Annotated in this window: 17 protein-coding genes; 12 read left to right on the top strand and 5 right to left on the bottom strand. The window is 67.0% G+C overall.

The features are described 5' to 3' along the window. Positions 1-44: 44 nt before the first annotated feature. Entirely contained in the window at positions 45-806 is a 762-nt protein-coding gene (locus WJ12_RS31700) for an ABC transporter permease (RefSeq protein WP_034186063.1), read from the bottom strand. 3 nt (positions 807-809) lie between these two features. Further along, complete coding sequence (locus WJ12_RS31695) at positions 810-1,754, bottom strand: ABC transporter ATP-binding protein (protein WP_034186209.1); 945 nt, start codon at positions 1,752-1,754, stop codon at positions 810-812. 421 nt (positions 1,755-2,175) lie between these two features. Here WJ12_RS31695 and WJ12_RS31690 point away from each other — a divergent pair, with 421 nt between their 5' ends. The 7 genes from WJ12_RS31690 to WJ12_RS31660 all read left to right on the top strand — a co-directional run bounded on the left by WJ12_RS31690 (position 2,176) and on the right by WJ12_RS31660 (position 9,575). Beyond that, on the top strand, positions 2,176-2,472 hold the full coding sequence (locus WJ12_RS31690; protein WP_069246000.1) for a cupin domain-containing protein: 297 nt from the start codon (positions 2,176-2,178) through the stop codon (positions 2,470-2,472). A gap of 620 nt (positions 2,473-3,092) precedes the next feature. Beyond that, positions 3,093-4,706, top strand: coding sequence for a DUF2957 domain-containing protein (locus tag WJ12_RS31685; protein WP_069245999.1), 1,614 nt, complete (start codon positions 3,093-3,095; stop codon positions 4,704-4,706). 71 nt (positions 4,707-4,777) lie between these two features. Then, positions 4,778-6,031 (top strand): DUF2957 domain-containing protein, encoded by a 1,254-nt coding sequence (locus tag WJ12_RS31680; protein ID WP_049035971.1) that lies wholly within the window; start codon positions 4,778-4,780, stop codon positions 6,029-6,031. 74 nt (positions 6,032-6,105) lie between these two features. Continuing rightward, positions 6,106-6,930, top strand: coding sequence for an OmpW/AlkL family protein (locus WJ12_RS31675; protein WP_034186067.1), 825 nt, complete (start codon positions 6,106-6,108; stop codon positions 6,928-6,930). Positions 6,931-7,051: 121 nt separating this feature from the next. Next, positions 7,052-7,555, top strand: a complete 504-nt coding sequence (locus WJ12_RS31670; protein ID WP_049035976.1) for a hypothetical protein — start codon at positions 7,052-7,054, stop codon at positions 7,553-7,555. Positions 7,556-7,740: 185 nt separating this feature from the next. Then, positions 7,741-8,244 carry a hypothetical protein gene (locus tag WJ12_RS31665; RefSeq protein WP_059556970.1) on the top strand — a complete coding sequence of 168 codons (504 nt, stop codon included), beginning with the start codon at positions 7,741-7,743 and terminating at the stop codon, positions 8,242-8,244. Positions 8,245-8,453: 209 nt separating this feature from the next. Further along, positions 8,454-9,575 (top strand): hypothetical protein, encoded by a 1,122-nt coding sequence (locus tag WJ12_RS31660; RefSeq protein ID WP_069245998.1) that lies wholly within the window; start codon positions 8,454-8,456, stop codon positions 9,573-9,575. 270 nt (positions 9,576-9,845) lie between these two features. Here the strand turns inward: WJ12_RS31660 and betA are convergent, their stop codons facing one another. Genes betA through betI form a run of 3 tightly spaced genes read right to left on the bottom strand, consistent with a single transcriptional unit; the run spans position 9,846 to position 13,658 of the window. Then, complete coding sequence (betA, locus tag WJ12_RS31655; RefSeq protein ID WP_059556914.1) at positions 9,846-11,546, bottom strand: choline dehydrogenase; 1,701 nt, start codon at positions 11,544-11,546, stop codon at positions 9,846-9,848. 25 nt (positions 11,547-11,571) lie between these two features. Then, a complete protein-coding gene (betB, locus tag WJ12_RS31650) occupies positions 11,572-13,041 on the bottom strand; it encodes a betaine-aldehyde dehydrogenase (RefSeq protein WP_034186071.1) in 1,470 nt (489 codons plus the stop codon). Positions 13,042-13,073: 32 nt separating this feature from the next. Further along, positions 13,074-13,658 (bottom strand): transcriptional regulator BetI, encoded by a 585-nt coding sequence (betI, locus tag WJ12_RS31645; RefSeq protein ID WP_034186211.1) that lies wholly within the window; start codon positions 13,656-13,658, stop codon positions 13,074-13,076. Positions 13,659-14,379: 721 nt separating this feature from the next. Between betI and WJ12_RS31640 the strand changes: the two genes are divergently transcribed. The 5 genes from WJ12_RS31640 (at position 14,380) to WJ12_RS31620 (ending at position 19,761) form a co-directional block, all read left to right on the top strand. Beyond that, a complete protein-coding gene (locus WJ12_RS31640) occupies positions 14,380-15,282 on the top strand; it encodes an alpha/beta fold hydrolase (protein ID WP_034186072.1) in 903 nt (300 codons plus the stop codon). Positions 15,283-15,349: 67 nt separating this feature from the next. After that, positions 15,350-15,919, top strand: coding sequence for a methyltransferase family protein (locus WJ12_RS31635; RefSeq protein WP_034186073.1), 570 nt, complete (start codon positions 15,350-15,352; stop codon positions 15,917-15,919). A 17-nt stretch (positions 15,920-15,936) separates the two neighbouring features. After that, positions 15,937-17,220, top strand: coding sequence for a glycosyltransferase (locus tag WJ12_RS31630; protein ID WP_069245997.1), 1,284 nt, complete (start codon positions 15,937-15,939; stop codon positions 17,218-17,220). Then, a complete protein-coding gene (locus WJ12_RS31625; RefSeq protein WP_069245996.1) occupies positions 17,217-18,812 on the top strand; it encodes a DHA2 family efflux MFS transporter permease subunit in 1,596 nt (531 codons plus the stop codon). The genes WJ12_RS31630 and WJ12_RS31625 overlap by 4 nt, the downstream gene beginning before the upstream one ends. Before the next feature lie 10 nt (positions 18,813-18,822). Beyond that, entirely contained in the window at positions 18,823-19,761 is a 939-nt protein-coding gene (locus WJ12_RS31620; RefSeq protein ID WP_059556911.1) for a glycosyltransferase family 2 protein, read from the top strand.

Raw genomic sequence — 19,761 nt, 5'->3', positions numbered from 1 at the left:
CCTGCTTGCCCAAATGCGTCATCGGCGGCGCATGCCACGTCGATTCAATTCTTCAGCTTGTAGCCGGTGCGGAACATCCACGCGACGATCGCGAGCAGGATCACGAGGAACAGCCCGGTCGCGGCGAGGCTGATCCACACGTGCACGTCGGCCAGCCCGTAGAACGACCAGCGGAAACCGCTGATCAGGTAGACGATCGGGTTGAACAGCGTGACGACGCGCCATGCGGGCGGCAGCATGTCGACCGAGTAGAAGCTGCCGCCGAGGAACGTGAGCGGCGTGATGATCAGCAACGGCACGAGCTGCAGCTTCTCGAAGCTGTCGGCCCAGATGCCGATCACGAAGCCGAACAGGCTGAACGTGATCGCCGTCAGCACGAGGAACAGCACCATCCAGAACGGATGCAGGATGTGCAGCGGCACGAACAGGCCGGCCGTGGCGAGGATGATCACGCCGAGCAGCATCGACTTCGACGCGGCCGCGCCGACGTAGGCGATCACGATCTCCCAGTACGACACGGGCGCGGACAGGATCTCGTAGATCGTGCCGGTGAAGCGCGGGAAGTAGATGCCGAACGATGCGTTCGAGATGCTCTGCGACAGCAGCGACAGCATCACGAGCCCCGGCACGATGAACGACCCGTAGCCGATCCCGTTCACGTCGCTGATGCGCGAGCCGATCGCGGAGCCGAACACGACGAAATACAGCGACGTCGAGATCACCGGCGCGATGATGCTCTGCATCAGCGTACGGCGCGTGCGGGCCATTTCTGCGCGGTAGATCGCGCGGATTCCATGCCAGTTCATGCGTCAGGCTCCTTGCACGCCGTTGCGGCGGTTGTCGATCAGGCTGACGAAGATGTCCTCGAGCGAGCTCTGCGTCGTGTGCAGGTCGCGAAAGCCGATGCCGGCCGAGCCGAGCGCGCCGATCAGTTTCGCGATGCTCGCGTCGTCGCGCTGCGAGTCGTACGTGTAGACGAGCGCGGCGCCGTCGTCCGCGCGTTCGAGCCCGAACGGCGCGAGCGCGGGCGGCACCTCCGCGAGCGGGTGCTCGAGTTGCACGGTCAGCTGCTTCTTGCCGAGCTTGCGCATCAGCTCGCGTTTTTCCTCGACGAGCACGAGCTCGCCGCCGAGGATGATGCCGATCCGGTCGGCCATCTCTTCGGCTTCCTCGATGTAGTGCGTGGTCAGCAGGATCGTCACGCCGCTTTCGCGCAGCGAATCGACGAGCTTCCACATGTCGCGGCGCAACTCGACGTCGACGCCGGCCGTCGGCTCGTCGAGGAACAGGATGCGCGGCTCGTGCGACAGCGCCTTCGCGATCATCACGCGGCGCTTCATGCCGCCCGACAGCGTCATCAGCTTGTTGTCGCGCTTGTCCCACAGCGACAACGCCTTCAGCGTCTTCTCGATATACGCGGGATCGGGCGCCTTGCCGAACAGCCCGCGGCTGAACGACACGGTCGCCCAGACGCTTTCGAACGCGTCGGTGGTCAGCTCCTGCGGCACGAGGCCGATCATTTCGCGGGCCGCGCGGTATTGATCGCGGATGTCGTGACCGCCGACCGTCACGCGGCCTTCGGTCGGCGTGACGATGCCGCAGATCGAGCCGATCAGCGTGGTCTTGCCGGCGCCGTTCGGCCCGAGCAGCGCGAAGATCTCGCCGGGGCGGATGTCGAGGGTCACGTGCTTCAGCGCCTGGAAGCCGGACGCGTAAGTCTTGGAGAGGTCGGAGACGGAAAGGATCGGTTGCATGCTCACGGATGGTACGGCCGGCCGGCGCGACGCCGCGCCGCGCGTGCCCGGCGTCGCCGCCGCTGCGAAGCGGCCGGGACCGGGGACGGCATGGCGGTCGGGCGTCATGTCGAACGACGTTGTGGTGCGGGATCGCAGGACCGCCATATTAGCAATCGGTAGATCGAAATGCATTCCGGTGGAAAGGCCGCGTATTGCCGGCGCCGGATTTGCATGAATCGGCCGTACTTCGATCAGTAAATACGTGCTTTATTTGAATTGAGCGAACAATTTGCCGCATTTCTCATGATTCCCGCCGCGACCGTGGTTCCGCCGTTGCGGCACGTCGACTGTGCTGCCGGAAGACCCTTGCGCCGTACCGGGACGGCACGCATCGCGCTCGCGATAATGCGTTCCTTTCATCGTTCATGGAGCGGGGCGCATGTCTTTGATCGATTTCAAGTCCGTGGCCGCCGCGCAGGCCGCCGCATGGAAATCCACGATCGTCGGCGAGGTCGGGCCGGCCCGGATCAAGGTGCTGCGCATGGATGCGCAGCCGTACGACGCGGAAGTGCACGACTACAACGAGGGGCTGCTGGTGCTCGACGGCACGCTGATGCTCGAGGTTGACGCGGAAACGGTGGTGGTCGGGGCCGGGCAGATGTATCTCGCGCGCGCCGGGATACGTCACGCGGTGCTGCCCGGCAGCCACGGCACGCTCGCGATCATCGACGTATGAGGTTGCGCCGCAACATGCGTGCGGGCCGCTGAAGGCCGCCTGGCCTGGCTCGGCGCGGATTGCGCGAGTGCCGTTCAAACGCGTGTTCCACAGCCCGGGTATTTGTCTGAGCAAATAAAATGAAGGCTGTTTGAAAATCTGTTAAATACCGTGTAAACGCTAGGATCGCGCGGGTTCATTCGTTTGGAACTCTGCATCCATTTACTTGTTTGAATGGTCCGATCATAGTCTCGACAAACGACGCATCACGATAACGAATCAAGCGTACGTATGGAGACCACACCATGAGACGCCCATCCGCGGGGCCAGCCGGACTGCCGTTCCCCGATTTTTCGCTGCATGCAGGCGCGACGCAGGTCGCGTGCCTGCGTCGTCACCTCGCCGTGTAGCGCGGCGAACCACTTTCCGTTCCGATCGTTCCGACGGTGCCGTGCCGCATGACGGCGCTGCGGGACCGCGCTTGTCTGCCGCCGCGGCGTGTGCCGCACATGCCTGACCGGCATCGCGGCCGTCTGGCGCGCATCGTCATGCGCCGCGCGTTCGGGCGGCGGCGCGATACCAACCGGCGGGCCATGCAGCCTGGCCGGACGAGACTTGTCGTACCTGAAAAGGAGGGGTTGATGATTTGCATTCCTGAATGGCGGAAGGCGATCCTGTCGTGCGCGGTGCTGGTGCTGCCGTTCGTCGCCGGTTGCGGCGGCGGCGACGATCCGGGGCCGATCAACGTGCCGCAGTGCTCGGGCAGCGCCTGCGGGTCGAGCGGCGCCGAAACGACGCCGCCCGTCGTGACGAAGCTGTGTCCGGACGCGCTCGATTACACGACGACGTATACGGGCGGCGCCGGCAGCGGCGAGTACGTGAAGGTGAAGTTCGACACGACGAAGCTCACCTACCAGATGCAGTTCATCGAATCGTCGGTGCCGACGTCGGCAGGGCAAGTCAACAACACGCGCGCGGGCCTGACGATCAGCGGCGCGTTCCATCATCCGACCAACCTCCCGACGGCCGAGCAGAACCGCTGCGCGTTCGTGCTCGACAGCGGCGCGACGAGCGACGGCGCGTATGCGGTGACGATCAATCGCGCCGATCCGCCGATGCTGTTCGTCGGCAATGGTGTCGTGGGCGGCGGGATTCCGGGGGCGACGATCGCGTTCAAGGGCATCGACCTCGGCGCTCCGTTGCCCATCGGCTACGTGCCGTCGCGCACGTTCGATTTCTATCCGTTCATCGGCTTCATCGAAACGGAAACCGATTTTTCGAAGGTCGCGGGCAATTACAACGAGGTAGGCATCCATCTGTCGCCGCTCGGCGGGGGCGGGCAGAGCGCGCCCGGGCCAATCGGCTGGGAACCGGACGTCGTCAACTGGAACCAGACGCTCAATGCTGACGGTTCGTGCACGATCACCCCGGGCAGCGACTACTCGTGCCAGACGACCGGGACGCCGTGGACGCTGCGCAAGAATGCGGACGGGTCGGCCGACAACGTGTTCGTGAGCAACGGGCTGCCGAACGCGTTTGGCGTGCTCTCGTATCCGATCGCGGGGCAGGGGTCGTCGCTCATCCTTCTTGCGTCGAGCCAGGCCAAAGGCATCATGATCGTCGGCAAGCTGAATGGCGTACGGATACCGGTCGTGATTCGCGTCGGCTACACATATGTCGACGCGACCAATCTGCTCGCCTCCGTCGCCGATGCCGAAGTCGGTATCTCGATGCTGTCGTCGACCACCGCGATCGCCGCGAATTCCCTGAAAGGCGGCTACATCGGCGCGACCAGCGCCTCCGCCTGCGGCATCGTGACGTCTCCCGGCACGACGACCTTCTTCCCGACGGCGGGCCCGAGCTTCAATCCGAACGTGCCGCATCCGGAGCTGCCCGGCAGTTTCGTCAACGGCACCTTCCTGACGGAAGCGGGCACCTGCAACGACGGTACCGCCGTGTCGACGCTGGCTGCGAACTATACGTCCACGCTGTTCCAGGGCAATACCGCGGCATTCATCGATCCGCAGACGTCGTCGGTCACCTCGCAGTTCGCGCTCGACTATACGCAGGCCACGCCCGGCAAGATCAAGGTGACCGCCACGCAGGACTTCAACGCGAAGGGCGCGAACGGCAACGTGGCGATCTTCAGCAAGGGCGACACCGGCTGGCTCGTGACGGCCGGCAACGTCTACGCGATGGTCGTCAACAACAACAAGGTCAACCCGTTCTTCACGGTCGGCGCGTTCGTCCAGTAACCCTGCATTGAACACGTAACACCGGCGGCGCATGCGTCGCCGCCGGCGAATCGAATTTCAAGAGGATTCCTATGAATGTGAAGCAATGGATGGCCGCGGCATCGCTCGCGCCCGTGCTGGCCGCATGCGGCGGCGACGGCGACCCGCCGCCCGCGCCGGTGGTCCGGCTGTGTCCGCAGACGATCGACTACAACACGGTATTCATCGGCGGGTCGGGGTCGGGCGAGCTCGTGAAGGTGCAGCTCGACACGACGAAGATGACGTACCGGATGACCTACCTCGCGTCGCCGGTGCCGACCACCACCGGCACCGTGCAGCCGACGCGCGACACGGCGCCCGCCAATGTGGTCGACGGCACGCTGGCCGACGAAACGGGGCTGCCGACGGTGAAGCTGAACCAGTGCACGTTCCGGATGCAGAACGCGAGCCTCGACCCGAGCCGGCCCGCGCGGCTGTTCCTCGGCGAAGGCGTGCTGGGCGGCGCGATTCCCGGCGCGACGATCCAGTTCGACGGCGTGATCGGCGTCGGCAAGATCCCGAAGACGACGTTCCCGTATTACCCGTTCATCAGCTTCTCGTCGCTGGAAACCGACCTGACGAAGATCGCCGGCACGTACAACCAGCTCGGCTATCACCAGGTGCCGTCGCAGAACTTCCAGCCGGTGGCGCTCGACCAGAAGGTGACGATCAACGCGGACGGCAGTTATACGGAAACCGACAACTTCGGCAAGAAGAACGGCGGGTTGCCGCTCGCGTCGAGCGCGACCGTGAACCAGCCGTTCACGCTGCGCCCCGATGCGCCGGCGTTCCAGTCGCTCAACTACCAGCCGCAGATTCCGCCGACGCTCGCCGCGCTCGATCCGGCGAAGGCCGGCAAGGGGATCCTGATCGTCGGCAAGCTGCGCAACCAGCTCGTGCCGATCTTCATCCGCACCGGCGCCGCGAACGCGGACCTCACGCAAGGCCCGCCGAGCGCGGACGACGAATCGGGCATCTCGTTCCTGAGCCCGCAGACGGCGATCGCGCAGGGCTCGCAGGACGGCGAGTACACGGGCGTCGACAGCGCGTTCAACTACCGCGCGACCGCGCTCGTCGGCGCGCAGGCCACGCTGCTCGATCCGTTCAACGCGTCGCAGGCCGCGCTCACGCGCGCGCTGAACCTCGACTACACGCAGAAGGTGCCGGGCGTCGTGACGACCGTGCACGCGGATGCGGCGTCGGGGCCGGCAACCGGCAAGTTCGTGTTCACCGGCGGCGTGTTCGGGTTCCTCGACATGGCCGATACGAGCAACCCGTACTTCACGGTCGGCGCATTCGTGCAGTGACGCACGCCTGGATGGAGACACGGTGGCGCCGCGCGCGGATGCGCGGCGCCCCGACAGAACGAGGGGGAGACTTCATGAAGAAGCTGATTGTCGCGGGTGTCGCCGCAGTCGCGTCGACGCTCGCATCGGCCCAGCAGGCGGGCGACAACGTCGCGACGCTGGGCTGGCTGCACATCATGCCGCAGGATTCGACCAACGGGTTGACGACGAATCTCGCGAGCATGCCGATCAACGGGCCGCTGCGCCTGCCGGGCTCGTTCACGTCGCCGGGCACGAGCCTGACGGTCAACAATGCCGATACGGTCGGCCTCACGCTCACGCACTTCTTCACCGACCACATCGCGGTGACGTCGGTGCTCGGCGTGCCGCCCGAGTTCACGCTGACCGGCCACGGCGTGATCAAGCCGCCGGGCCCGGCCGGCGCGCTCGGCAACGTCGACATGGACAAGTCGGCGAACCAGCCGGCCGTGAAGAACGCGCGGCAGTGGAGCCCGACGATCATCCTGCAGTACTACTTCAATGCGCCGACGGCGAAGTTCCGCCCGTTCGTCGGGATCGGCGTGGCCTACAGCTGGTTCAGCAACATCGAACTGAACGGCAACTTCGCGAAGGACATCAACGAGAACCTCGGCAGCGTGCTCGCGGCCGGCGCCGGCAAGCCGGGCGCGACGTCGGTGGAGGGCAAGGCGTCGTCGTCGTTCACGCCGGTCTACAACGTCGGCGCGAGCTATGCGATCGACAAGCACTGGGGGCTGACGGCGACGCTGACCTATATGCCGCTGAAGACCTACTCGTCGCTCGTGATCAAGGCGGCCGACGGCTCGACGCTCGCGACCACGCGCACGCGGCTGAAGGCCGATCCGCTGATCACGTTCGTCGGGATTTCCTACAAGTTCTGAGCCGACCGGCGCGCATGACGCGTGCCGGCGGTTTCCTGCGCCCGGCTGGCCGGATCGTTCCGGCCGGAAGGTCGCGTTCCTGGCGGCGTGCCGCCATTTGTGAAGAGAGGGGGCAGTTCAAATGAGCATTCGCAAAATCGTATCGCTTGTTGCTGCAGTGGCTTTCACCGCGGTTTCGGCCGCGCCTGTTTTCGCCGTCACCGTTTCGCGTGCCGACGGCCAGCCGATGAATCCGAACGGCGAGCCGTTCTCGGCGTCGGGGCTGACGGCGCTGGCCAAGGGGTCGATCAACGCGAACTGCAACGCGACCTTCAACGGCACGATCACGTCGACCGGCATCGTCAACATCACGTCGACGACGTTCTCGGGCGGCGCGACGTGCGGCCTGATCAGCGGCAGCGCGAGCAGCACGTCGCCGTGGACGGGCCAGGCCGACAGCACGACGCAGTTGTCGATCAACAACGTGAAGGTGAACGTCACGTTGCTCGGTACCTGCGGGCCGAGCAAGGTCGTGACGGCGTGGAGCGATTCGAACTCGTCGCTGACCTTCGACAAGTCCGCGCTGACGCCGGATTGCACGGTGAGCGGCACGGTCGCCACGTCGCCGAAGTTCCACGTGCAGTAAACGCCGGGCGATCGAAGCGGAACCCGCCGCGCACGAGGGCCGTGCGGCATGTGCGGCGGGTTTCCGCGGCTTCGATGGGTTCGTGCCGTCGCGTGTATCGGCGCGGCGGCCGGATTCATTCGGCGGCGCGGTCGTTTCTGCCGGTGTGCCGCCATTCATATCAAAAAAGAGAGAGGGCAATGCAGATGAACATTCGTCCAATCGCATCGCGTGTCGCTGCCGTGGTGTTCACCGCGGTTTTGGCCGCGCCCGCCTTTGCCGTGACGGTTTCTCGCGCGGACGGTCAGCCGATGAATCCGAACGGCGAACCGTTCTCCGCGACGGGAATGACCACGCTCGGCAAGAAGGCGATCAACACCAACTGCGCGGTGACGTTCAACGGAACGATCACGCCGGCGGGCGTGATCCGCATCACGTCGGCGCAGTTCGGCGGAGGCAACTGGTGCCCGCTGATCAGCAGTACGGCGAGCAGCGCCGCGCCGTGGACGGGGCAGGTGGACAGCGCGACACAGCTGTCGATCAACGATGCGCAGGTGACCTTCACGCTGCTGGGTTCTTGCGGTCCCGACAAGCTCGTGGCGGCGTGGAACGATTCGAACGCGTCGCTGACCTTCAACCAGGCCGAATGGGCGCCGGACTGCAGGTTGGCCGGCACGCTCGTCGCGTCGCCGAAGCTCCACGTGCAGTAACCGTCGCGGAGCGCCAGCCGTGCGCGAGGATCGTGCGGTTCGCACGCGGCCATGTTCGCTTCCTCGATGTATTCGCGTCGTCGCGCTTATCCGCGTGCCGGCCGAGCCGCCCGTGTCGCGATCCGGCATGGGCGGACCCGCGGGGCGGGCGTGACGTACTGCGCTTCCCCGATTCGATCGAAACAAAACGATTCCAATTGGCCGGAACCATGCTTACCGATCCAGCAAAGTATGGCGATGCCCGCGACGCGACGCCCGACCGGCTGCGCACCGCCGCGTGGCTGCAATACCTGATCGACCATCTCGACACGGCGTCCTGCACGATGACCGCGCGCGATGCCGGCGACACGGCCGTCGCCGCGTCGTACACGACGCGCGCGGGAACCGGCACGCGCCTGTCGCGCGAAGCGGCGGCCGCGCTCCACCGGCTCGTCCCGTGGAGCGCGTCGGACGGCGGCGGCTGCGCGTGCGACCCGGCCGATCCGCTCGGCGCGTGCTCGCATGTGCCTTCCGTCCGTCAACTCGCCGAGGCCGAACGTTGCTGCCCGGGCTCGCGTGCCGTATTCGACTCCGCGCACGGCGTGATCGAGGCGTGCGCATTCGACGATCCCGACATCGGCTGGGCCGCGCTCGAACGCATTGCCGGCGGCGTCGAACGCCACGGCGAAGACGCGCGAGAACGCGTCGCGAACCCACCTGACGGGCCGCGCGAGATGCCGCCTGCGAAGAACCCGAGAGAAAGGCTGACCGCTATCGCGGCAGCGAACGGGGAAACGCCGACCCACCCCGGTGCCGTCATCGACGCGATCGTGCTGCGCGCATGCGGCCCGCGAGACGACGCGGCGCGCATCGACGAGATGGCCGCGCTCGCGATGTTCTCGGCCGGGCTCGCGGCCGGCAACGGCGTGTCGGTTCAGGCGTACGGCGGGCAGCACAATCTCGTCGCGCGGGCGATCCGTACGCATCGCGCCGATCTCGCGTCGATGGACGGGCTGCTTGCCGCGCTCGCCGTTTGCCGGCTCGATCGACTCGTCGGCGCGGGCAGCTTCTGGGCCTGCTACCTGCTGGCGGGCATCGCGATCGCCGCACCGGATACGGTGCGGGAAATCGGCGGTCGCTTCCACGGCGACACCTGGCAGGCGTGGCTCGACCACGTGCTCGCGTGGCCGGCGGTCAGCCGCTTCGGGTCGACGGAGGATATCGCGTTCGACCGCCTGCGCGACGCGATGAGCCTGACGTCGCGCTGGAATCCGATCGTCCGCGGCAAGCGGGTGCGCACGCGGGGCGTGACGATTTCCCGCTCAGGCGAAGACGGGAGCAAGGCCGGCTGACGGGGGGCTTGGCCTGGATGAAACGGCCGGCACCGCCTCGCGCGCAGGCGCTCGCCCCGGGGCGACATCCCGGGCCGCGTTGGCACGTGCGGGCGCGGCGTCACGCCATCGGCAGCGTCGTGCGACCGCACGACTGCCGCGCCGACCGGCCGCGCAACGCCTCGGTTCCGCGCTCCATCGACCGGACGCAGTATGTGATGCCGCCGACCATCGCGATCGGCGGCGTTTCATCAGGACACCATCCAGGTTCGGGCAGCGCGCCCGCCGTCGTCAGACCGTCTCGGGCTGCCGCACGGCCTTCGCGACGTTTCTCGCCATCGCGCCGTTCGCGACGAAGTAAGGGACGTCGACCCGCGCGAGCGGCTGGCGGCCGCGGATCTTGTCGGCAATCTTCTCGGCGATCATGATCGTCGGCGCGTTCAGGTTGCCGGTCGTGATGATCGGCATGATCGACGCATCGACCACACGCAGCCCTTCGAGCCCGTGGACGCGGCCTTCTTCATCGACCACGGCCATGTCGTCGTAACCCATCTTGCACGAGCACGACGGATGGAACGCGGTCTCCGCGCGGGCGCGCACGAACGCGTCGAGTTCCTTGTCGCTCTTGCAGTCGGCACCCGGGTTCAGCTCGCGGCCGCGATAGCGGTCGAGCGCGGGCTGGCGCATGATCTCGCGCGTCGCGCGGATCGCGTCGCGGAACTCGCGCCAGTCGAGCGCTTCGGCCATGTAGTTGAACAGGATGCTCGGATGGTCGTTCGGGTCGCGCGAGCGCAGCTTCACGCGGCCGCGGCTCGGCGAGCGCATCGAGCCGACGTGCGCCTGGAAGCCGTGCATCTCGATCGCGTTCGAGCCGTTGTAGTTGATCGCCACCGGCAGGAAGTGATACTGGATGTTCGGCCAGAGGTCGTCGTCGCGCGTGCGGATGAAGCCGCCCGCCTCGAAGTGGTTGCTCGCGCCGAGGCCCGTGCCGTTCAGCATCCATTCGAGGCCGATCTTCGGCTGGTTCCACCACTTGAGCGCCGGGTACAGCGAGACGGGCTCCTTGCACTCGTACTGGATGTACATCTCCAGGTGGTCCTGCAGGTTCTGGCCGACACCCGGCAGGTCGAGCACGACGGGGATGTCCAGTTCCTTTAGCCACGCGCCGGGGCCGACGCCCGAGCGTTGCAGCAGCTGCGGCGACGCGATCGCGCCGCTGCACACGAGCACTTCGCGGCGTGCATGCGCGCTCGCGCGCTCGCTGCCGCGCAGGTACGTGACGCCCGACGCGCGCTTGCCGTCGAACAGGATGCGGTCGGCGAGCGCATGCGTGACGATCTCGAGGTTCGGCCGCACCTTCGCCTGGTCGAGGTAGCCGCGCGCGGTGCTCGCGCGGCGGCCCTTCGGCGTGACCGTGCGGTCCATCGGGCCGAAGCCTTCCTGCTGGTAACCGTTCAGGTCGTCGGTGCGCGGATAGCCGGCCTGCACACCCGCATCGACCATCGCCTCGAACAGCGGGTTCACGCCCGGCTTGCTGGTCGTGACCGACACGGGGCCGCTGCCGCCGTGATAGTCGTTCGGGCCGACGTCGCGCGTCTCGGCTTTCTTGAAGTACGGCAGGCAGTCGAGATACGTCCAGTTCTCGAGGCCCTTGTGCGTCGACCAGTTGTCGTAGTCGAGCGCGTTGCCGCGGATGTAGCACATCCCGTTGATCAGCGACGAGCCGCCGAGCCCCTTGCCGCGGCCGCATTCCATCCGGCGGTTGTCCATGTGCGGCTCGGGGTCGGTCTCGTACGCCCAGTTGTAGCGGCGGCCCTGCAGCGGGTAGGCGAGGGCGGCCGGCATCTGCGTGCGGAAGTCGAAGCGGTAGTCGGGGCCACCGGCTTCGAGCAGCAGCACCGTGACGTCCGGATCTTCCGTCAGGCGCGTTGCGAGCACGTTGCCCGCGGAACCGGCGCCGCAGATGATGTAGTCGTATTCGCGTGTCGTCATGACGGTCAATCTCCTTTCGTGATCCTCAAAACACCGGGTTGTAGCGGCCGAGCTCGACCTGCACCGACTTGATTCGAGTGTAGTGCTCGAGCGTCGTGATGCCGTTCTCGCGTCCGACACCGGATTGCTTGTATCCGCCAACCGGCATTTCGGCCGGCGATTCGCCCCACGTGTTGATCCAGCAGATGCCGGCTTCGAGGCGATGGATCGTGCGGTGCGCGCGCGACAGGTTCTCGGTCACGACGCCGGCCGCGAGGCCGTAGTGCGTGTCGTTCGCGCGGGCGATCACTTCGTCTTCCGATTCGAAATCGAGGATGCTCATCACCGGCCCGAAGATTTCCTCGCGCACGATCCTCATGTCGTCGCGGCAATCGCCGAACACGGTCGGCGCGACGTACTGGCCGTTCGCGAAGTGGCCGTCGGTCAGGCGGGTGCCGCCCGCGAGCAGCTTCGCGCCTTCGGCCTTGCCGCTCTCGATGAAGCCGAGCACCTTGTCGAGCTGCGCGGCCGACACGAGCGGGCCGAAGTTGGTGTCGGCATCGGTCGGCTTGCCGACGCGGATGCGCTTCACGCGTTCGAGCACCTTTTGCGTGAACGCATCCTTGATCGAGCGGTGCACGAACACGCGCGTGCCGTTCGTGCAGACCTGGCCCGAGCTGAAGAAGTTGGCGGTCACGGCGATGTCGGCCGCACGATCGAGGTCCGCATCGTCGAACACGATCAGCGGCGACTTGCCGCCGAGTTCCATCGTCACTTCCTTCAGCGACGAGGCGCCGGCCAGCGACATCACTTTCTTGCCCGTCTCGACGCCGCCCGTGAACGACACCTTCGCGATGTCCGGGTGGCCCGTCAGCAGCGCGCCGACCGAGCCGTCGCCCTGCACGACGTTGAACACGCCGGCCGGCACGCCGGCTTCCGTATAGATTTCCGCGAGCTTCAGCGCGGTCAGCGGCGTGACCTCGCTCGGCTTGAACACCATCGCATTGCCGGCCGCGAGCGCGGGCGCGGTCTTCCAGCATGCGATCTGGATCGGGTAGTTCCACGCGCCGATGCCCGCGCACACGCCCAGCGGCTCGCGGCGCGTGTAGACGAACGACTCGGCGCGCAGCGGCACCTGCAGCCCCTCGATCGCGGTCGCGAGGCCCGCGTAGTACTCGATCACGTCCGCGCCGGTGACGATGTCGACCGCGAGCGTCTCGCCGATCGGCTTGCCGGTGTCGCGCGTTTCGATCGCCGCGAGTTCGTCGTTGCGTTCGCGCAGCAGGTCGACCGCGCGGCGCAGGATGCGCGAGCGCTGCATCGCGGTCATCGCGGCCCATTCGCGCTGGCCTTCCTGCGCGGACGCGACGGCGCGCTCGACGTCGGCCGCGCTTGCCTGCTGCACCTGGGCGAGCAGTTCGCCGGTGGCGGGATCGAAGGTGTCGAAAGTCTTGCCGCTCGTGGCGTCGACGTAACCGCCGCCGATGTAGAGGCGCTGCAAACCGTATACGGACATGAGGATCTCCTGGTAGGCGACTGCGTGACGCGTCAGGCGGACGCGAGCAGCAGGTCGATGTAATCGTGGGCGAGCTTCAGTGCAGCCCGGGTGTCGATCGGGCCGCCGGCGAGCGCGCCGCGCAGCCACAGGCCGTCGATCAGCGCGGCGAGGCCGCTGGCGGCTTCGCGCGCTTTCGTGCGCGGCAAGGCCTTCGCGAACTCGGCGCACAGGTTCGAATGGAGGCGCCGCGTGTTGACGTGCTGCAGGCGCTTGAGCATCGGGTCGTGCATGCTCTGCGACCAGAACGCGAGCCACGTCTTCATCACGGGGGCGCTGACCTGCGTATCGTCGAAGTTCGCGGCGACGATCGCGCGCAGCCGCGAACGCGGATCCTTGCGCGCGGCCGTGCGGCGGCGCGTGGTGGCCGACCACAGGTCGCGCAGCACGTGCCGCATCGTCGCTTCGAGCAGGCCGTCCTTGTCGCCGAAGTAGTGGCTGACGATGCCCGTCGAGATGTTCGCGCGTTGCGCGACCGAGGCGAGCGTCGTGCCGGGCAGGCCCGCTTCGTCGATCGAGCGCAGCGTGGCATCGATCAACTGCGCGCGACGGATCTCCCGCATTCCGACTTTCGGCATCGCGACTCCCTTCGCCCGGACGGGGCCGTTCATGGAAGTCGAAAGCTTAGCGGTTTTTTATTGATCGTTCAATCAACAAAAAATCGGGGTCCGACGGCGAAACAGCACGCCGCGACGGGTGCCGCGTCGCCTCCGCGGTCATGTGCGGGTGCGGAAAAATGCATTGAAAGAAGGTTAATTAAATTGAAATCTGTTTAAAACGGATTCCGAAAAGATGACGCAATGCGAGGGAAAATTTCCACTTCCGGTGCATTACAAAACGAAAGAGTGTCGAAATATGTAAGATTATTCGCAATGTGAAATCGTCAATTCGGATCGTGAATGTGTGCGGCTTTCATGAAATCGTTTTAATCAGTCGATTAAAACATAATATGTATTTGAATTAAAACAAGAATATCGATTTTTGAGCGCTTCTCCAGATTGCTCGCAAACGATTGCGTCCGCCCGCGTGGAGAATCCGCATACCATAGAAATTGACGAAAAAATTTGAATCATGGGCATTTTCTAACAGAGTAGAGGGGATCGTTGGAATGACTTGAGTAAGTAATATCGACCGTATTAGTATGGCGCCGCACCATCAGGAATCAATGAGCGCCGCCGGCATTTGCCGCGGTGCGTCGGCAATGGGCGCGATGACGGATCGCGCACGGGGCCGTCACCTGTCATTGCGCACCTGCAGCATGCCGCGACGTCGAGACGCCGCATCCACCGGAGAACGACGATGCCGACCGAAAAACACGTGGTCCCGCTACCGAATGGCCTGAAGGTCTATGTCGAACGGAACGTGTTCGACCCGGCGTTCGACACCGCGATGCTCGTCAACGGCGCGCTCGCGACGACGGCGTCGTTCGGGCAGACGGTCCAGTACCTCGGCGAGCGGATGAACACGATCTGCTTCGACCTGCCGTATGCGGGCCAGTCGCGTCAGTACAACCCGGGTTGCTGCATCCTGACCAAGGACGACGAAGCCGCGATCCTCCAGTACCTGGTCGAGCATTTCGCGCCGGCGTTCCTCGTGTCGGTGTCGTGGGGCGGCGTCGCGTCGCTGTTCGCGCTCGCGCGCGGCTGCCCGAGCGTGCGTCGCGCGGCGATCTGCTCGTTCTCGCCGTTCCTGAACGACGCGATGGTCGACTACGTGACGCGTGCCCGCGATCACATCGCGGCCGGCGAGAACCTGAAGGCCGCGCAGCTGCTGAACGACACCGTCGGCCGCTACCTGCCGCGCATCATGAAGCTGTACAACTACCGGTATCTCACGCGCCTGCCGCGCGACGAGCAGGACCAGGTCGCGTTCCACGTCGACCAGATTCTGTCGCTGCGGCCCGAGCGCTACTTCAGCGAGTTCTCGAACATCGGCTGCGAGCTGCTGTTCCTGAACGGCGAGCGCGACGAATACACGACGCCGGCCGACGTGCGCCAGCTCGGCGCGCACGTGTCGCGCGCACGGTTCGCGACGGTGCCGGACGCCGGCCATTTCCTCGACATCGAAGGCCGCGCGCAGCGCGAATGCACGCGCACGGCGCTGCTCGAGTTCTTCTGCGGCGAGGCGAGCGTCGCGGCCGGCATGGCGCGCGCCGCCGCGCATGCGTGCGTGCCCGCGCCGATGCACGCGCTGTCGTCGTGACGCCAACCGTCGTGCACCGGGTTCGCCCCGCACATCCGAATTCCCATCCCAACGAGGCAGGCCAGCCGTGAATATCGTTCAGACCATCGCCATCGTCGTTCCGTGGGCCGCATGGCTCGCTTACTGGATCGCCACGTCGCAGGGCGTGAAGACGACCGTGCGCAAGGAAGCGTCGCGCTCGCGCACGCTGCAGTCGATTCCGCTGATCGTCGGCGGCGCGCTGATCATCCTGCCCGATCCGTCGTGGCAGGCGCTCGTGCCCGACTGGCAGCGCTTCGGGCTGCAGGCGCAGTGCGGGCTTGCGGTGCTGGCGGCCGGTCTGTTGTTCTCGGTGTGGGCGCGGTTGCATCTCGGCACCAACTGGAGCGTGTCGGTCACGCTGAAGGAGAACCACGAGCTCGTCCGCACGGGGCCGTACGCGTTGGTGCGCCACCCGATCTATACGGGCTGCCTGGTCGCGCTCGCCGGCGCCGCGCTGATCGGCGGCGAATGGCGCGGCGCGGTCGGCGTGCTGCTCGTGTTCGCGTCGCTCGCGTACAAGGTGCGCGTCGAGGAGAGCTGGCTCACCGGTCATTTCGGGCCGGCGTACACGCAGTACCGCCGCGAAGTGGCGGCGCTGATCCCCGGTTTCTACTGACCTCCGCGAGGCGCGCGATGGCGAAGATGATCGTGACCGCGATCGGCTCGGCGGGCGACGTGCATCCGCTGCTCGGTGTCGCGCGCACGCTCGCGGCGCGCGGTCACGACGTGGTGTTCTGCACGCACGCGCCGTTCGAGGCGGCCGTGCGCCGCTGCGGGTTCGCGTTCGTGCCGGTCGGTACCGCGGCCGAATACGACGCCGCGATGGAGAACCCGGCACTGTGGGATCCGCGCACGTCGTTCCGCACGCTGTGGCAGGTGATCGCGCCGACGCTGCGCCCGCATTACGACGCGCTGCATGCGCTGACCGATGCCGACACGGTGCTCGTCGGCACGCTGTGGGCGTTCTCCGCGCGCTTCATGCAGGAACTGCATGGCACGCCTTACGTGTCGGTGCAGGTGTCGCCGTCGACGCTGCTGTCCGCGCATGCGCCGCCGACGCACCCGCGCCTGACGATTCCCGCGCGCTGGCCGCTGCCGGTGAAATCGGCGCTGATGACGCTGATCGAGCGCCAGGTGCTCGATCGTGTGTGCGGCCCGGCGCTCGACGCGGTGCGCCGCGAGCTCGGGCTCACGCCCGCGCGGCGCGTGCTCGGCCGCTGGCTGCATTCCACCGACGGCGTGCTGTGCCTGTTTCCCGCCTGGTTCGCGCCGCCGCAGCCCGATTGGCCGTCGAACCATCTGCAGAGCGGTTTTCCGCTGTTCAACGATATTGCGACGCCCGACGATGATGTGGCACTCGATGCGTTTCTCGCGGCCGGCGAGCCCCCGGTCGTGTTCACGGCCGGTTCGACCCGCGTCGATCACGCGGCCTACGCGCGCGCGGTGGCGGACGCGCTGCGCGCGACCGGCGCGCGCGGGATCCTGCTGACGCCGCACGATGCGGCGCCGGGCGACGAGCGGCTGCTCGTGCGCCGCTTCGTGCCGATGCGTACGCTGCTGCCGCGTTGCCGCGCGCTCGTGCATCACGGCGGGATCGGCACCGCGGCGCTCGCGTGCGAGGCGGGGATCGTGCAGGTCGTCACGCCGTTCGCGCACGACCAGTTCGACAACGCGCAACGCGTCGTCGCGAACGGCTGCGGCGTGCGCGTCGACGGCCCGGTCGACGGTGCGCGGCTCGGCGCGGCGCTCGCTCGCGCGCTCGACGAACCGGCGTTCGCGGTGCATGCGAAGCGCATGCGCGCGCTGCTCGCGGCCGCGCCGGACGGTTGCGAGGCGGCCGCCGATTTCATCGAACGATTCGTGCCGAAGCGCGGCCGGCTGGCCGCGCGGGCCGATCTCGCGGCGGCCGGCGCATGAGCACCGCGTCGCCGCTTCACGACGGGCCGGTCGCGCCGTCCGCGTTCGACACGCCCGCGCCCGCGCCGGCCGCGCAGCCGGTGCGCGGCATCCGCCTCGCGCTGCTGACGTTCGCGCTGTCGCTCGCGACCTTCATCGAGGTGCTCGATTCGACCGTGACGAACGTCGCGGTGCCGGCGATCTCCGGCAGTCTCGGCGTATCGAACAGCCAGGGTACGTGGGTGATCAGCTCGTACTCGGTCGCGGCGGCGATCGCGGTGCCGCTGACGGGCTGGCTCGCGCGCCGCGTCGGCGAGCTGCGGCTGTTCGTCGGCGCGGTGCTGCTGTTCACGCTCACGTCCCTGCTGTGCGGGCTGGCGCGCGACCTGCACGTGCTGGTGATCTGCCGCGCGCTCCAGGGGCTGTGTTCCGGGCCGATGGTGCCGCTGTCGCAGACGATCCTGCTGCGCACGTTCCCGCCGGACAAGCGCACGATCGCGCTCGCGCTGTGGGCGATGACCGTGCTGCTCGCGCCGATCTTCGGGCCGGTGGTCGGCGGCTGGATCGTCGACAACTTCTCGTGGCCGTGGATCTTCCTGATCAACCTGCCGATCGGGCTGTTCTCGTTCGCGGTGTGCACCGCGATGCTGCGCCCCGACGCGCAACGCGGCGCGGCCGGTCCGATCGACGTGCCGGGCATCGTGCTGCTCGTGATCGGCGTCGGTTCGCTGCAGGCGATGCTCGACCTCGGCCACGACCGCGGCTGGTTCGGTTCGCCGCTGATCGTCACGCTGGCGGTGGTCGCGACGCTCGCGATCGTGTCGCTGCTGATCTGGGAAGCGGGCGAGGCGCACCCCGTCGTCGATCTCAGCCTGTTTCGCGACCGCACGTTCTCGTTCTGCGTGCTGATCATCTCGCTGGGGATGATGAGCTTCTCGGTGGTCGGCGTCGTGTTCCCGCTGTGGATGCAGGCCGTGATGGGCTACAACGCGTTTCACGCGGGGCTCGCGACCGCATCGCTCGGCGTGCTCGCGCTCGTGTTCTCGATACTCGTCGGGATTCACGCGCACCGCTTCGACGCGCGCGTGCTCGCGACCTTCGGCTTCCTCGTGTTCGCTGCCGTGCTCGCGTGGGATGCGCACTTCACGCTGAAGATGACGTTCGCGCAGATCGCGGCGCCGGGGCTGATCCAGGGGATCGGGCTGCCGTGCTTCTTCATTCCGCTGACCGCGGCGACGCTGTCGCGCATTCCGGACGACCGGCTTGCCGCCGCGTCGAGCCTGTCGAACTTCCTGCGCACGCTGTCCGCCGCGTTCGGCACCGCGATGAGCGTCACGCTGTGGGAAAACCGCGCGACCTATCACTACGACACCGTGTCGCAATCGGTCACGCACGCGTCGGCGAACACGCAGCGCTTCGTGCACGCGCTGAACGCGATGGGCGTGGACGGCGTGCGCGAGTTGTCCACGCTGCACCACGTTGTGATGCAGCAGGCGTACATGATGGCGACCAACGACATGTTCTGGATGGCGAGCATGACGTGTCTCGCACTCGCGGCGATGATGTGGCTGACGCGGCCGAAGCGCGGCGCGGCCGCGTCGTTCGGGCATTGAGGAGAAGACCATGACGACACTCGGCGCACTCGTGATCCTGTATCACCCGAGCGATGCGCAGCTCGACGCGCTCCGTGCGTGGCGGCACGCGTGCGATGCGCTGCTCGTCGTCGACAACACGCCGCGGCCCGATGCGCGGGCGCGCGCGCTGTGCGACAGGGAAGGCATCGCGCTGCTGCATCACGGCAATCGCGGCGGGATCGCGGGCGCGTACAACGCGGGGCTCGCGGCGCTGTTTCGCGATCGCATCGACGCCGTCGCGCTGTTCGACCAGGATTCGTCGGTGCCGGCCGCCTATTTCCCGGCGATGCGCGACGTCTGTGCGGGGCTCGCGGGGCGCGCGTTCCTGGCCGGCCCGCGCATCTTCGACGAAAACGCGCGCAGCTTCCTGCCCGAACTCGCGACGAACGGCATCGGCCTGCGCCGCCTGCGCATCGAGCCGGGCGCGCCGCTGCAGCGCTGCGCGTTCCTGATCTCGTCGGGCTGCGTCGTGTCGCGCGACGCGTTCGACCTGCTCGGCCGCTTCGACGAGACGCTGTTCATCGATCACGTCGACACCGAATACAGTTTCCGCGCGCTGTCGCGCAACGTGCCGCTCTATGTCGTGCCGTCGCTGGTGCTGCCGCACCGGATCGGCGCGAAGCAGCGGCACGCGATCGGCCCTTTTGAAATGACGTCGATGAATCATTCGTGGCAACGGCGCTACTACAGCGCACGCAATGCGGTGCAGCTCGGGATGCAGTACGGGCTGCGCTTTCCGGTGGCGATCGTGCCGAACCTGCTGACCGTGTGGCAGGTCGTGCAGATCGCGCTCGTCGAGCGCGACAAGCGCGCGAAGCTGGCCGGCATCCTGTTCGGCGTCGCGGACGGCCTGTTCGGCCGGCTCGGCCCGCTCGAACGCACGCGGCCGCGTCTGGCCGCGCGTGCGCAGCGCGTTCGGCAGGGGTGA

Origin of the sequence: Burkholderia seminalis, from assembly GCF_001718535.1 — a bacterium.
Lineage (GTDB): Bacteria > Pseudomonadota > Gammaproteobacteria > Burkholderiales > Burkholderiaceae > Burkholderia > Burkholderia seminalis.
The sequence above is the reverse complement of the archived record's forward strand: the minus strand, read 5'-3'. Positions and strand labels throughout refer to the sequence as shown.